At 30.1% G+C, this 14,594-nt stretch carries 14 protein-coding genes and 2 other annotated features (1 of these 16 cut by a window edge); of the genes, 2 read left to right on the forward strand and 12 right to left on the reverse strand.

Translation table 11 applies throughout. From position 1 onward, the window contains the following. Positions 1 to 98 precede the first annotated feature (98 nt). Positions 99 to 536, forward strand: a complete 438-nt coding sequence (locus N4A48_RS06995) for an IS110 family transposase (protein ID WP_330665069.1) — start codon at positions 99 to 101, stop codon at positions 534 to 536. A 195-nt stretch (positions 537 to 731) separates the two neighbouring features. Here the strand turns inward: N4A48_RS06995 and N4A48_RS07000 are convergent, their stop codons facing one another. The 9 genes from N4A48_RS07000 to N4A48_RS07040 all read right to left on the reverse strand — a co-directional run bounded on the left by N4A48_RS07000 (position 732) and on the right by N4A48_RS07040 (position 8,644). Further along, positions 732 to 1,667, reverse strand: a complete 936-nt coding sequence (locus tag N4A48_RS07000; protein WP_293665143.1) for a carbon-nitrogen hydrolase family protein — start codon at positions 1,665 to 1,667, stop codon at positions 732 to 734. Between the two features lie 800 nt (positions 1,668 to 2,467). After that, on the reverse strand, positions 2,468 to 3,736 hold the full coding sequence (locus tag N4A48_RS07005) for a uracil-xanthine permease family protein (protein WP_293665144.1): 1,269 nt from the start codon (positions 3,734 to 3,736) through the stop codon (positions 2,468 to 2,470). Positions 3,737 to 3,824: 88 nt separating this feature from the next. Then, entirely contained in the window at positions 3,825 to 4,361 is a 537-nt protein-coding gene (pyrR, locus tag N4A48_RS07010; protein WP_293665146.1) for a bifunctional pyr operon transcriptional regulator/uracil phosphoribosyltransferase PyrR, read from the reverse strand. 159 nt (positions 4,362 to 4,520) lie between these two features. Then, positions 4,521 to 5,429 (reverse strand): RluA family pseudouridine synthase, encoded by a 909-nt coding sequence (locus tag N4A48_RS07015; RefSeq protein WP_293665147.1) that lies wholly within the window; start codon positions 5,427 to 5,429, stop codon positions 4,521 to 4,523. A gap of 11 nt (positions 5,430 to 5,440) precedes the next feature. Continuing rightward, positions 5,441 to 5,872, reverse strand: coding sequence for a signal peptidase II (lspA, locus tag N4A48_RS07020; protein WP_293665148.1), 432 nt, complete (start codon positions 5,870 to 5,872; stop codon positions 5,441 to 5,443). A gap of 235 nt (positions 5,873 to 6,107) precedes the next feature. After that, a complete protein-coding gene (locus tag N4A48_RS07025) occupies positions 6,108 to 6,614 on the reverse strand; it encodes a TraR/DksA C4-type zinc finger protein (RefSeq protein WP_293665149.1) in 507 nt (168 codons plus the stop codon). Between the two features lie 9 nt (positions 6,615 to 6,623). Beyond that, the gene (locus tag N4A48_RS07030) at positions 6,624 to 6,902 is read right to left on the reverse strand and encodes a DUF5665 domain-containing protein (RefSeq protein WP_293665150.1); all 279 of its coding nucleotides are present in this window, start codon (positions 6,900 to 6,902) and stop codon (positions 6,624 to 6,626) included. Positions 6,903 to 7,068: 166 nt separating this feature from the next. After that, positions 7,069 to 8,073 (reverse strand): tryptophan--tRNA ligase, encoded by a 1,005-nt coding sequence (gene trpS, locus N4A48_RS07035; RefSeq protein ID WP_293665151.1) that lies wholly within the window; start codon positions 8,071 to 8,073, stop codon positions 7,069 to 7,071. Between the two features lie 58 nt (positions 8,074 to 8,131). Further along, positions 8,132 to 8,338, reverse strand: a binding site (T-box leader). A 51-nt stretch (positions 8,339 to 8,389) separates the two neighbouring features. Then, on the reverse strand, positions 8,390 to 8,644 hold the full coding sequence (locus N4A48_RS07040; RefSeq protein ID WP_293665152.1) for a hypothetical protein: 255 nt from the start codon (positions 8,642 to 8,644) through the stop codon (positions 8,390 to 8,392). A gap of 197 nt (positions 8,645 to 8,841) precedes the next feature. Between N4A48_RS07040 and N4A48_RS07045 the strand changes: the two genes are divergently transcribed. Next, a complete protein-coding gene (locus N4A48_RS07045) occupies positions 8,842 to 9,543 on the forward strand; it encodes a hypothetical protein (protein WP_293665153.1) in 702 nt (233 codons plus the stop codon). An 84-nt stretch (positions 9,544 to 9,627) separates the two neighbouring features. Here N4A48_RS07045 and N4A48_RS07050 read toward each other — a convergent pair whose 3' ends face one another. The 3 genes from N4A48_RS07050 to ileS all read right to left on the reverse strand — a co-directional run bounded on the left by N4A48_RS07050 (position 9,628) and on the right by ileS (position 14,310). After that, the gene (locus N4A48_RS07050) at positions 9,628 to 9,915 is read right to left on the reverse strand and encodes a YciI family protein (RefSeq protein ID WP_293665155.1); all 288 of its coding nucleotides are present in this window, start codon (positions 9,913 to 9,915) and stop codon (positions 9,628 to 9,630) included. 383 nt (positions 9,916 to 10,298) lie between these two features. Next, complete coding sequence (locus tag N4A48_RS07055) at positions 10,299 to 11,000, reverse strand: 5'-methylthioadenosine/adenosylhomocysteine nucleosidase (RefSeq protein ID WP_293665156.1); 702 nt, start codon at positions 10,998 to 11,000, stop codon at positions 10,299 to 10,301. A 205-nt stretch (positions 11,001 to 11,205) separates the two neighbouring features. Further along, positions 11,206 to 14,310: an isoleucine--tRNA ligase gene (gene ileS, locus N4A48_RS07060; RefSeq protein WP_293665157.1), complete on the reverse strand. Its 3,105-nt coding sequence runs from the start codon at positions 14,308 to 14,310 to the stop codon at positions 11,206 to 11,208. Between the two features lie 65 nt (positions 14,311 to 14,375). Beyond that, positions 14,376 to 14,594 (reverse strand) — a binding site (T-box leader) (it continues 7 nt past the right edge of the window).

Raw genomic sequence — 14,594 nt, forward strand, 5'->3', positions numbered from 1 at the left:
CAGATTTAAAAGCATTTCCTAATATCGTTTTCTATTAAATTTATTCCTAAGAGAAATTCAACTTTGACAAATATAGTATAATATTTACTGGATAAAGGATAGATGTAGCAACTGAATTTTCTATAGTTGCTATACTTGTACCTAACGGTGAAATTTACAGGAGATCATTCAGAATAAATCATACTTTGGAAGGCTTTAATTATTTAGCTTTGGAAATAGAAAAAGTGGAAAAGAAATTTAACATGAAAGCAGCATCTTTCACGGAGTCCACTGGCGTGTATCATTTATCTCTTTTCCACTTTCTAAGTGATAATAAGTTTGATGTGTTCACTATCAATCCACTTATCACTAATTCTAACAAGAATTTTGATATAAGGAAAGTAAAAAATGATAAAAAAGACGCCTTAACCATTGCTAAAATATTCAAGTTCCAAGATATTAAATTATCTAGTAGATTCGATACTGATCTATATGCATTGAAATCACTTTGTAGAGAGTATTATAAACTTACAGATACAAAATCAACTTATAAATAAATTCAAAACCTTAATTTAGGTTTTTTTGTTATGAAAAAAATACATGACTAAAAAAATAGGAAAAACACACTGATTCAAATTTGGATAATAATTCAAATAAATTAGTGTGTTTTTTAATTTGAAGGAGCTATGGATTAAATTTTGCTATTTTCCCGACAGCCCCTTTTTTAATGAATAGTAAATTATATTTCTACATTAAATTTCAGATGAATTAATAGAAAATTCAAATACATCTGGTCTTGAATAATGACCCATTACATCAAAATCTATCCTACTTTGTATTATTTCATCTAACTCTAAATCAGCTATTAATATTTCTTCTCTATTATAGACTGGTTCTGCTACATACTTTCCAAAAGGATTAACAATGCAACTACCTCCTGAACACATGATCTCAGGTTCATCTTCTAGTTCATTATAGCAATTAAGATCTGTAGGATACATACTTTTCTCAACATACTGATTACAACCAATTACAAAGCATCTTCCTTCTAGAGCAATATGCTTCATTGTACTTTGCCATTCTTCTCTTGAATCAGCTGTAGGTGCAATATAAATAGTTACTCCTTTTGAATACATTGCTACACGAGCCAAAGGCATATAGTTTTCCCAACATATTAATGAGCCTAGTTTTCCATATGGTGTATCTAGTACGGTAAGAGTACTTGCATCTCCTTCTCCCCAAATAGAACGTTCCGTACCTGTAGGCTTTAATTTTCTATGCTTACCTAAAAGCTTTCCATCTGGTCCAAAAAATAAATTTGTACAATACAATGTATGATTTAATCCTTCTCCATCTCTTTCTGTAACTCCAATAGATAAATATATTCCAGCTTCTTGAGCTGATTTTCCAAGAACATCTGTTATATTACTAGGTACAGGCACCGAATTTTCATAATAGCGTTGCCAGTCCTTGCGCCCGTCCATAGTTCTACTTCCAACAACAAATCCAAAAGTAAGCCCTCTTGGATAAGCAGGAATAAATGATTCAGGAAAAACAACTATATGTGCACCTTTTTTTCCTGCTTCTTTAATCAAATTTAACGTTTTTTCAACTGTAGCGTTAATATCCATTATTACTGGTGATGCTTGAACTACTGCTACCTTTACGCTTTTAATATTACCTTTCATATTAAAAATACCTCCTTTAGTGATTTAGCTATAATTATATCTTACTTTTTAGTATAATTTAACTATGTATTTATATAAAAAAACCGTCTACTCGCTAACGACCTTACAGGCTCCGTTGCTCAAAATAGTTTCAAGTACAGTCTTTTCATCAATGTTATTCACAAAACAAAAATAATATAATTTCCTTAATCACAAAAAAAAACTATCTAATGATTTACGATTAATATTTCCTGGTTATACTAATGTTTTTTCAGACGTTACTTCTAAAATATCTATTAGAAGATAAATATTCTAATTAAATGTAGCCTAACTATTATTCACAAACCTTTTCTGAAATTTAACTATTAATTATTCGTATAGATTGTATAGTTTATTTGCTATGCCTAAAAATATAATTTAAAAATAATCCTAAAATCTATTGACTAAAACTAGCTGATCTTCATATGAAATATATTCTAATTATACCACATTCAAAAGAAGAATATTAAGAGTGCTATTGGCACAAAGCCATGAATCGTTATATCGCAATTAAAATTATTTGCTTAATCCAAAATAAATGGCATTAGTTTAATAATCCCTAAAAGAAATTTGCGTGCCTGACCGTAGGGAGTTCGTAAATTTTAGGATTATTAATAAGGCAAAACCTTAGTTGTATTCAAAAGATCGTTGCATTCACGGTATTTATATATAGTTTTGATAACCCACAAAAAACAAAATAGCTACCTAGATTTTATTTATACTAAATCTAAGTAGCTATTTTTTTATTCGCTCATTTTTTGCTTAACCACTAATATACGTTTTTATATACAATCTCTATTAAGTACTCTATTTAAAGCTATTCCAACTATAGCCGCAAGACTAAGCCCCGTTATCTTTACAGTTTCAGTAACTGGTATTCCTATTGATATTCCTTTACCTTGAAGATAGTTTGTTCCAAATCCTATTATTAGTATAGATCCCATTATTATTATATTAGATAATTTAAATTCTATTTCGCTATTTTTTACTGTTTTAACTCCTATTATAGATATCATAGAGAACAGCATTAAGCTTATTCCACCCATTACTGGTGTTGGTATAGTTTGTAAGAACATCCCAACCTTGCTTATACATCCAAGTATTATAGCAAACACAGCCGTCATTCTAAGTATAGATGGATCATAGTTTTTAGTTATTGCAAGTACTCCTGTATTTTCTCCGTATGTTGTATTAGCAGGACCACCTATGAATCCTCCAACAATTGTCGCAAGTCCATCTCCTATTAACGTTCTGTTAAGTCCTGGATTTTTTATAAAGTCCTTACCTACAACTGCTCCATTAGTTGTTACATCTCCTATATGCTCCATGAAAACTGCTAGTACTACCGGTGCTATTATTGCTATTGCTCCTATATCAAACTTAGGTAATGTAAAGTTTGGAGCCATAACCCAAGAAGCTTCTTTTATAATACTTGTATCTATAAGTCCTAAGCTAAGTGATAATACATATCCTGTTGCTATTGCTATTAATATAGAAAGCTGCTTTATAAATCCTTTTGCAAATAATGTTATCAAAAGTGCAGTAGATAAAGTTGCTATTGCTACTACAAAGTTTCCTGATGCCATACTAAATGCAACTGGTATAAGATTAAGTCCTATTACAACAATCATAGGTCCTGTAACTTGTGCTGGAAAATATTTTTTTACTTTTTCAATTCCAACTGTTTTGACTATTAAAGACATAAGTATATATATCATTCCTGCTACTATTATTCCACCTTGTGCATAAGCCAAATCTCCATTATATATTTCTTTAACTGTGATTATTACAGGTATGAATGCAAAGCTTGATCCTAAGAATACAGGAACCATTCCCTTTGTAACCAAGTGAAATATTAAAGTTCCAAGTCCTGCTGATACTAAAGCTACCGATGGATCAAATCCTGTTAAGATAGGTACTAAAACTGTTGCTCCAAACATTGCAAATAAATGTTGTATCGCCAGTATAGCTTTTTTTAGATTTTCGTTAACTCCTATAGTTTTTTCTACTACAGGTGCTTCAATAGTTGTGTTTAATACTTTTTCTTGCATAAGAATACCTCCTTTATTTTTTAAGGAGGGAGAATATAATCTCCCCTTATCAGCATCTCTGTACTGATTTAAAAGGTCAAAACATTATTTATTTTTCATTTATAGAAACATAATCTTGACCATCAATTTCATCAAATTTAACACTTATGATTTCCTCATTAGATGTAGGTACATTCTTTCCTACATAGTCAGCTCTTATAGGAAGTTCTCTATGTCCTCTATCTACAAGTACTGCTAGTTGTATGGACTTTGGTCTACCTATATCCATCACTGCATCCATAGCAGCTCTCACTGTTCTGCCAGTGTATAATACATCATCAATCAGAACTACTCTTTTGTTATTTATATCAAAATCTATATCAGTTCCATTAAGTATAGGGTCTACATTTGCTTTACTTAAATCATCTCTATATAAAGTTATATCTACCTTACCTATATTAATTTCTTTTTCTTCTATAGATTTAATTTTTTTTCCTATTCTGTCAGCAAGAGGTACTCCTCTTGTCTTTATTCCAACTAAAACAACATCTTCTATACCTTTATTTTTTTCTATTATCTCATAACTTATTCTAGTTACAGCTCTTGTTATAGCTTTATCATCCATTAATTTAGCTTTTTCCTTCAAGAATTACACCTCCACAATAAAAAACTTCTTACCTAAAGGCAAGAAGTTATAATACGTATATAAAACGTAGTTAATCTACGTATAATCCTTGCCAGTCTCTCTGTACTGTAATTAAAGGTTTGTTATTCATTTTTCTAAATTTTATCACCTTAATTTATTTTAGTCAAGTATATTTAATATTTTTTTAAAATGCTCTGGAAGATTTGAATCAAATTCCATGTATTCTTTTGTAGTAGGATGTATAAATCCTAACGTTTTGGCGTGTAGCATTTGACCATTTAATTTGAATTTTGAGCTTTTAGGTCCATATACAGGGTCTCCTACTAATGGATGTCTTTTACTAGCCATATGGACCCTTATTTGATGAGTTCTCCCTGTTTCAAGCTGTGCCTCAACATAAGTATATTTTTCAAATCTTTTTAATACCTTAAAATGAGTTACAGCCCTTTTACCACCTTCTACTATTGCCATTTTAAGTCTATCAACAGGATGTCTTGCAATAGGTGCATCAACAGTCATAGTATCTTCTTTTAATACCCCATAACTTATCATATGATATTTTCTAGTTATTGTGTGCTCTTTTAATTGCTCCGATAAAAAGTTGTGTGCGTTATTGTTCTTTGCTATCATCAAAAGTCCTGACGTATCTTTGTCTATTCTATGAACTATACCAGGTCTTATAATTCCATTTATAGAAGATAAATTATCCTTACAATGATAAAGTATAGCATTAACTAATGTGCCAGTATAATTTCCTGGTGCAGGATGAACAACCATTCCCTGAGGTTTGTTTACTATTAATACATCATCATCTTCATAAACTATATTTATATCTATATTTTCAGCCTCAACATCTAATTCTTTAGGCTTAGGTATATTAAAATTTATTTTATCATTTATCTTAGTTATGTATCTAGGCTTTTCTTTTTTATCGTTTACAAATGCATTTCCTTCTTTTATAATTTTTTGAATATATGATCTTGACATATCTTCAAATTTACTTGATAAAAAAACATCTAGTCTTACACCCTCATTTTCTTCATTTATCTCAAAATTTACTTGATCCATATATCCTTCTCCTACTCTTTGTCAAATATTATAATGTACGAAAGTAGTATTCCTCCGATTACAACACATATATCCGCTACATTAAATACTGGCCATACTATAAAGTCAAAAAAATCCACTACAAAGTTTAATCTTATTCTATCAATCAAGTTACCTATAGCCCCTGCTAGTATAAGCACTAGTGAAACTTGATATAATCTACTCATATTTTTATTGGTTTTTAGGTAGTATACAATAAATGAAACCACAGCAAATGCTACCAAAACAAAGAACCACTTTTGATTTTGAAGCATTCCAAATGCTGCTCCTCTATTCTCAACATATGTAAGATTAAATATATTATCTATAATACTTATACTTCCTATCTTCGATAAAAAATTAAGTGCATAATACTTTGTAGCTTGATCTAATAATACTAAAAATATAAATAATGCTATATTCAATTTTGTACCCCCTTTTTAGGCATATGAAAAAAATAAATAAGTCAGGTTACGAAGTAATTTTGATTATTTTCTAGGCACTCAATCACGATCATACTCACTGTATGTAAGTGATTGAGTAACGACGAAAAGAATCAAAAAGACGAGTAAGATGATTAGTTTATTTTTTGAATATGCCTTAATCTTTTACCAGTAGCATTATATCACAAAATGCCGTGGATATCATCCACGGCATTAATTAAAACTCATCGTAATCTAAATCTAGCCCTCTATATCTATTAGTTCTTTCAAGCCCTTCTACTAAATCACTGTAAAAATACTCACTCTTACTAAAAGTATCTTCTTCTACTTCTTCAAATGCTTTTTTATGGTTTTTTGAACAAGAAGAACAAAGAAGAGTTTCAGGAATTATATCAAGTCTTTCTACGTCTATATCTTTACTGCACTCTTCACACTTGCCATATAAACCTATATCTATTTTCTCAAGTGCCTTATTTATATTATAAAGTCTCATAGCTTCACCATTTTTAAGCTTTAAGTCCATTTCTCTCATAAATACTTCTGTTCCCATATCAGCAGGATGATTATCATATCCAGAAAGTTCTCCAGTACTATCCTTAATACTTGAATTCTTGAAATTATCCGTAGCTACCGTATCATCCTCAATTTCCTCTATTAAGTTAGCTACTTTATCTCTTTCCTTTAAAAGAATTTGTCTATAATACTCCATATCACTTTTGTTCATTTTTTCCTCCTATCTATAGTTTTCAATAATGTCTAAAAGCTTGGCTATATATTGACCTATCAAAGGTAAATTAACCCAGCTGTGCAGTACATAGATACCTATAGCAGCAAGTATTGTAAGTCCTATAGCAGTTCCAAATCCTTTGGCAAGCCCTGCCACAAAGTTTAGGTAAATAAGTCTTTTGGGGTTACTAACTATTTCTGAGTACTCCCTAATTCTACTTTTATCTATACTTTGAGCCAAAGTATCTATTTTCTTTTCAATTCTATCTATTTTATCTTCTCTCAATTAGCGTTCCCCCTATTTGATTATTTATCCTACAACTAATAATTTTTAATTATTTTTAAATATCATGTTATGAAGTATTATTTCAAAGTTTTTCAAAAAAATTCGTATAATTAATATATTATATAATATTCAAAAATAGACTGTTGTAAAACAACAGCCTATCTTTTTAAATAAATTTTCTTGGAACAAGTCCAACCTTTTTATACACTTTTCTTAAAGTCTTTCTAGCGTTTTGCTCTGCTTTATTAGCTCCCTCAGCATATATTTTTTCTAAATAATCTTTATTATTTAATAACTCATTATACTTTTCCCTTACAGGTCTTAACGCTTCTATTATAACCTCTGCAGTATCTCCTTTAAACTGTCCATATCCCTTTCCATCATACATAATCTCTATTTCTTGTATTGATTTTCCAGATAGCTTAGAATATATATTCATAAGGTTTTTGATTCCAGGTTGTTCTTCTGAATATGTGACTACTCCAACCGAATCTGTAACAGCTCTTTTTAATTTTCTAACTATAGCATCAGGCTCTTCTACCATTAATATAGATGCATTTACATTATCATCTGATTTTGACATTTTCTTTGTAGGCTCTTGAAGACTCATAACTCTTGCTCCAACCTTTGCTATATAAGGATCTGGAACCTTAAAAGTTTCGCTATATCTATTATTAAATCTTTGAGCTAGATTTCTAGCAAGTTCCAAATGTTGCTTTTGATCTTCTCCAACAGGAACTAAATCAGTTTGATAAAGCAAAATATCTGCAGCCATAAGCACTGGATAAGTAAATAAAGCTGCATTTAGATTGGCCTCACTTTTTTGAGATTTTTCTTTAAATTGAGTCATTCTATTTAACTCACCCATATAAGTCATTGTATTTAAAATCCATGCAAGTTCAGCATGTGCACTTACATGAGATTGTATAAATATAGTATTTTTTTCAGGATCAAGTCCACTAGCTATGTATTGAGCAAGTGCTTCAATAGTATTCTTTCTTAAATTCTTTGCCTCCTGAGGAACTGTTATAGCATGAGAATCTACTACACAGTAATAGCAATTGTATTCATCTTGAAGGTCTACCCAGTTTTTAACCGCTCCTATATAATTTCCTAATGTAAGCTTACCAGATGGTTGAGCTCCACTAAATATTATTTTCTTATCACTCATAATTTTCCTCCTGATTTATCTTTATTTCCTTAAAGTCAAAAAACTCGCCTCTAAATAATTTAGAGACGAGTAAATTCCCGCGGTACCACTCTTATTGACATTTGTCCACTTATTATCCTATAACGCAGGATTTACGTTAAACCCTACTATTATTTCAGGTTCAAACTCATAAGTCCATTCAGTATAAACCTTTGTATTAGGCTCTCACCATCCCTAAATCGCTGAAACTTAGTTCATACCTACTAATCTTAATCATAGCTTTATACTATAAAATTATATAATCAATTATATACCTTTTTTTGCATACTTTCAATTATTATTTGTCTTCTCCTTCTAAACTATGTATAATCGCTATATTATTATCAAAATCCTCTATTTTCATATTTATATTAGTCCATCTACCTATCAATTCACTTTTATTTTGCTCAAAATAATCACAAATATTCTCTTTGCTTAAATCACTACCATCTCCAACTACAAATGTTATGTTCTTGACTCTCTTTATATTATTTTCGCTACATATTTCATTTAATGAGTTATATATTCTGTTTATTAAAAATGTATCTTCCATAACTTTTCCTCCTCTACATTTTTATTATATTAAATGTCATGCTATAAAGTATATGTATTGAAAATAAATATAATGACACAAACACAATTTAATTCTTTCAAAACTTTGTCTACCATTAATTAATTTGATATAATTAAATTAATTAATATTTATAGATATTACAAATTAGATTGGAGAAAAAAATGAGACGAAATCCAATGAAAAGAAAACTAAACATTGTAGGAATGCTTTTAGGCATATTAACAGCAATTACACTTGGAACATTACCACTAATTAGAATGGTTGTGTCACCAAATGCTTCTGTTTTGATATTAACAGTAGGAGTAGTATTTTTTGCATTAGCAATGGTTTTAATAATTGTATCAATGTTATTAAGCCCACAAATCCTTTTAAAACTTGCTGCATTGCCAGTCACCTATGTTATTGTCATGATTGGATATATGTTATATAAACTAAATGTATATAACATTTTCAAAATGATGTTAGGAGCTGAAGTTGTAAATCCTGAACAAGTTTTTAGCTCGACAGCTTCTGTAGGGTCATTATCTATGTTTCTTCATGTTGGTGTATGGATTTGTTGCATTCCACTTATCGTAATGGCTATCATAAAATCAATAAATCTTAAAAAAGGGAAACATCAGGATTTTTCTAATTTTGATACAGCAAAGGGATTTATTGTAAAGGTAAAAGACACAAATATGCGTATAAATAAAACAAAAATATACAAAATTTCTTTAAAAATTCATTATTCTCAACAAGAAAAATATGAAGTGACCAAAGAATTTTTAGTCCCAGCCCACATGTTACACGTTATTGCCATTGGTAACGAAGTTGACTTGAAAATTAATCCAAAGAAAAAAAAGGATGTTTATATAAAAAGCGAATATGGAATTTTATAATACCGCAAATGTTGTTATATTTGCAGTATATTTATTGAAAATAAATACACTTACAAAAGCCCCCTAAATTTAAGGGGGTTTTATTTATACTTTTAAAAACTCTAACTCTTTACTTGTCATACTTGGAACAAACTCAATAATATCATACTCTGCTACCTGATTTTTATAGAATGGGTCTTTTTTAAGTATATTCATAAGCTCTTCCTTATCCTTAAGATTAGATACAATTACACCTCCAGTTCTTGGAACCTTTCTACCTGATGCCATAAAAAATCCTTTTGTATATTGTTCTTTTAAATAGTCAACATGTTCTTCAAGATAAGATTCTACTATATCAATTTCTTTAACATATGTAAGTGAAACTATAAACATTACAATCTTCCTTTCTATAACTTTCTAAGAGCACCAACAAACCTATTGATTTCACCAATACTATTATACATACCTTATGCTTATTTTACAATACCTGGATTTTCGTGTCACATAATGCGGTAAGATCAATTCTATAATATAGACATTAATACTAAAAACTGTCTATGAAAATGTTAGCAAATGTTTTCAGATATTTTGATTAATATAACTTAGTTTTTATCGTTTAATTATCCGTTAAAAAATTTGCGTGTCTGACCGTAAGGGAGTTCGTAAATTTTAGGATAATTAATAAGATAAAGGCTTAGTTATATTCAAAATATTGTTACATTTGCGATATTTTTATAGACAGTTTTGATAACCCCCAAAAGAATTTTAGAGCTTTATTATTGCAAATTCTTAAGAATACCAAGAACTATTTCTTTTGAGTTATGAGCAGCTTCATTCACAAATTCTTCATAAACTACATCTGCACTTCCATCAGCCTTATCAGACATAGCTCTTATTATTACAAATGGTGTATTATTTACACAGCAAGTATGCCCAATAGCAGCACCTTCCATTTCAGCACAGTATCCATTCATGTTGTTTACAAGTCTATCCTTTAATTCCTTGCTTGAAACAAATACATCTCCTGTTAATACTCTACCTTTAACTACCTTGTATTTTTTATCAGAATTAACACTAGAATTATAAGCTACTTCAATTAATCTATCATCAGCTTTAAAAGTTGATACTTCCATTCTAGGAATAACCCCTACTTCATATCCAAATACAGTAGTGTCAAAATCATGTTGTATAGTATCTGTTGATATTACTATATCAAATACATCTAAATCTTCATGTAAAGCTCCAGCAACACCTGTATTTATAACAGCATCTACCTTAAATTCACTTATAAGTATTTGAGCGCAAAGTGCAGCATTTACCTTACCTATACCACATCTTACTAAAACAACATCTCTTCCCTCTATTTTACCTACATAAAACTTTAAAGAAGCCTTTTCTACAGTTTCTTTAATCTCCATTAAATCTCTTAATATATCTACTTCCTCATCCATTGCTCCAATTATTCCTATTATATTCATATTTACTTCTCCTCATCAATTTATTTTAAGCATAATATTATCTTATAGTAACTCACCTACATTAAAATAATCTATAAAAATGTTAGAGAATACTTATAGATATTTTTAAATATTGTTGTATGAACGGTATTTTTATAGATTATTTTAGATAACCCACAAAATTTAAAAAGAATAAAAAGCACTCCTTTAAGGAGCACTTTTTATATTAATTAGCTTTTTCTAATTTAATTCCAGTCTCATGATCATTTAAATTATGCTTTTCTAAATCAGTTTCAGAAACCTTTTCTATAGAAACACCTAAAGTTTCAGTCATTATATAATCTCTATATAATTCAACTGCCTTTGATATAGTATCATCTCCATTGAAGAATATTTTTATATTATCCATCATCTCATAATCATTATTCTTTCTCATTTGTTGAACCTTAGATATGAACTCTCTTGCGTATCCTTCATTTATAAGCTCATCAGTTAAAGTTGTATCAAGTATAACAAATAGATTATTTTCAACAGATACATTGAATCCTTCTTTTGAAGAAATATTTATTAATACATGATCTTTTGAAACTTCAAAATTTTCTCCGTCAAGATCAACTTTTATAGTTTGACCAACTTCTAGCTTTGTAACTGCATCTGATGCATCAAGTGAAGCTAAAGCCTTTCCAAATGATTTAATCTTTGGTCCAAGAACAGGTCCTAGTACCTTAAAGTTTGGCTTTAAGCTAAAGTTCATATATTCGCCTAAGTCTTTAGCAAATACAACATCTTTAACGTTAAGCTCTTCTTTAATTAATTCTACTAAATCATCTATTGTCTCTTCATACTTACCATCTATTAAAACTTTTTGTATAGGTTGACGAACCTTTATTCTAACATTTTCTCTTGATGCTCTACCAAGAGTAACTAGGTTCTTAACTAAGTCCATTTTTTCTTCAACTTTTAAGTCTATTAAGCTATTATCAACTCTTGGATAATCACTTAAGTGAACAGAAAATTCTCCTGTAAGCTTTCTATATATCTCTTCTGATAAGTAAGGTGCAAACGGTGCAACCATTTGAGATATTCCAACTAAGATTTCATAAGTTGTGTTGTATACAGCTTTTTTATCTTCAGTTAATTCACTAGCCCAGAAACGTCTACGAGAACGTCTTATATACCAGTTTGAAAGATTCTCATTTACAAATTCTTGGATACTTCTTACAGTCTTAGTTAAATCGTATGCATTTAAGTTTTCTTCTACTTCTTGTTTTAAGTTATTATACTTAGATAATATCCATCTATCAAGTTCTGGTCTATCCTTGTACTCAACAAAGAAGTCTTTAGGATCTATTTTATCTGTATTAGCATAAAGAGCAAAGAAGTTATATACGTTTTTGATAGTACCGAAGAACTTACTTTGGATTTCCTTAAGTCCGTCAACATCAAACTTAGTTGGATTCCAAGGAGGTGATACATATAGTAGGTACCATCTTAATACATCTGCTCCATATTGATCAAATAATTCAAATGGATTTATAGTATTTCCTTTTGATTTTGACATTTTCTTTCCATCTTTATCTAATATAAGATCTGTAACTAAAACTCTCTTATATGGTGCTTTTCCCATTACAAATGTTGAAATAGCAAGAAGTGAGTAGAACCATCCTCTTGTTTGATCTATTCCTTCAGATATGAAATCAGCTGGGAATAATTGATCAAAGTTTTCTTTATTTTCAAATGGGTAGTGATGTTGAGCATAAGGCATAGCTCCACTATCAAACCAGCAGTCTATTACATCCTTAACTCTTGTCATAGTTTTTCCACACTCACTACACTTAATATGAACATCATCTATATAAGGTCTGTGTAGCTCTATTGTCTCATCTATATCTTCTATAGCTTTTTCAACTAATTCTTTTCTTGAACCTATTGAATCTTTATGTCCACATTCACAAGTCCAAATGTTAAGTGGAGTTCCCCAGTATCTACTTCTAGATACTGCCCAGTCATTTAAGTTTTCAAGCCAGTTTCCAAAACGCTTTTCTCCAACGAATGATGGATACCACTCAACAGTGTTGTTATTCTCTATAAGCTTATCCTTAAGCTTAGTCATTTCAATATACCAGCTTGGCTTAGCATAATATAAAAGTGGAGTAGAACATCTCCAACAGTGAGGATAGTTGTGATCCATCTTCTCTTTCTTATAAAGTTTTCCCTCAGCATGTAACCACTTGATTATTTCTACATCTATTCCATCCTCCATTACGAATCTGCCTTCCCAAGGAGTAGTAATAAATTTACCACTTTCATCAACTGGTTGCAGTACTGGAAGATCGTATTTTCTACCTACATTGTAGTCATCTTCTCCAAATGCTGGAGCAGTATGTACTATACCTGTACCATCTTCTGTAGTTACATAATCTCCACATACTACGAAAAATGCTTTTTTCTCAGCAGCTGCAAATGGCATTAATTGTTCGTATTCCATATGCTCTAAGTCTTTACCTTTAAGCTCTTCTATTACTTCATATTCACATTCTATCACCTTAGAAGCTAGAGTTTTTTCTATATAATAAACTTCATCATTAGCCTTAATTTTTATATAAGTCTCATTTGGATTCACTGCAAGTGCAACATTTGATGGTAGAGTCCAAGGAGTAGTAGTCCAAGCTAAGAAGTATTCGTCTACATCTTTTCTCTTGAATTTAACTATTACAGTATTAGTCTTTATTTCTTTATATCCTTGAGCAACCTCATGAGATGCAAGTCCTGTTCCACATCTTGAACAATAAGGAAGAATCTTATGTCCTTCGTATATATATCCTTCTTTATTGAATTTATCAAGTATCCACCAAACACTCTCTATATAGTTATTATCAAGAGTAATATATGGATTATCCAAATCTATTTCATAAGCCATACGCTCTGTCATTTCTCTCCATAATTTTTCATATGAGAAAACAGATTCTCTACACTTTTCATTGAACTTGTCTATTCCATAGTTTTCTATTTCTAACTTATCTTTTAACCCTAATTGCTTTTCTACTTCTATTTCAACAGGTAATCCATGAGTATCCCAACCTGCTTTTCTTTTTACTTGATATCCACTCATAGTCTTATATCTACAAACAGAGTCTTTTAAAGTTCTAGCCATAACATGGTGTATTCCAGGCTTTCCATTTGCTGTTGGAGGTCCCTCAAAGAATACAAACGAAGGCTTGTCATTTCCATGCTCTATTGTTTTTTCTAATATATTTACTTCATTCCAAAACTCAGACGTTTGTTTTTCACTTTCTACAACTGAATTTAATAGTGATTCAAATTTTTTCATACATTTCATCCTTTCTTTTTATATATAGTATTGTCATTATTTCAATAAAAAAACCCCATCCCCTATAAAGGGACGAGGTATATTCACGCGTTACCACCCTAATTATTACAAATAACCTAAAATTATATGTAATATCTCATTTAAGATTAACGATTCTAACGGCTAAGCTTACTATTATTTCAGCCTGCAACTCTGGGGTGATATTCCAATTTAATAATTTACTGATTTTCACCAAACATCAGCTCTCTGAAAAATAACTTAAATTGTACTTGTCCCCTTCTCAG

The organism is Tepidibacter sp. (genome assembly GCF_025210165.1).
Taxonomy (GTDB): domain Bacteria; phylum Bacillota; class Clostridia; order Peptostreptococcales; family Peptostreptococcaceae; genus Tepidibacter_A.

Bases quoted from the DNA above. Each gene is read 5' to 3' on its own strand.
- N4A48_RS07000 (WP_293665143.1), bottom strand. From the start codon at position 1,667: ATGAAAGGTAATATTAAAAGCGTAAAGGTAGCAGTAGTTCAAGCATCA.
- N4A48_RS07005 (WP_293665144.1), bottom strand. From the start codon at position 3,736: ATGCAAGAAAAAGTATTAAACACAACTATTGAAGCACCTGTAGTAGAA.
- N4A48_RS07015 (WP_293665147.1), bottom strand. From the start codon at position 5,429: ATGGATCAAGTAAATTTTGAGATAAATGAAGAAAATGAGGGTGTAAGA.
- N4A48_RS07025 (WP_293665149.1), bottom strand. From the start codon at position 6,614: ATGAACAAAAGTGATATGGAGTATTATAGACAAATTCTTTTAAAGGAA.
- trpS (WP_293665151.1), bottom strand. From the start codon at position 8,073: ATGAGTGATAAGAAAATAATATTTAGTGGAGCTCAACCATCTGGTAAG.
- N4A48_RS07040 (WP_293665152.1), bottom strand. From the start codon at position 8,644: ATGGAAGATACATTTTTAATAAACAGAATATATAACTCATTAAATGAA.
- N4A48_RS07045 (WP_293665153.1), top strand. From the start codon at position 8,842: ATGAAAAGAAAACTAAACATTGTAGGAATGCTTTTAGGCATATTAACA.
- N4A48_RS07050 (WP_293665155.1), bottom strand. From the start codon at position 9,915: ATGTTTATAGTTTCACTTACATATGTTAAAGAAATTGATATAGTAGAA.
- N4A48_RS07055 (WP_293665156.1), bottom strand. From the start codon at position 11,000: ATGAATATAATAGGAATAATTGGAGCAATGGATGAGGAAGTAGATATA.
- ileS (WP_293665157.1), bottom strand. From the start codon at position 14,310: ATGAAAAAATTTGAATCACTATTAAATTCAGTTGTAGAAAGTGAAAAA.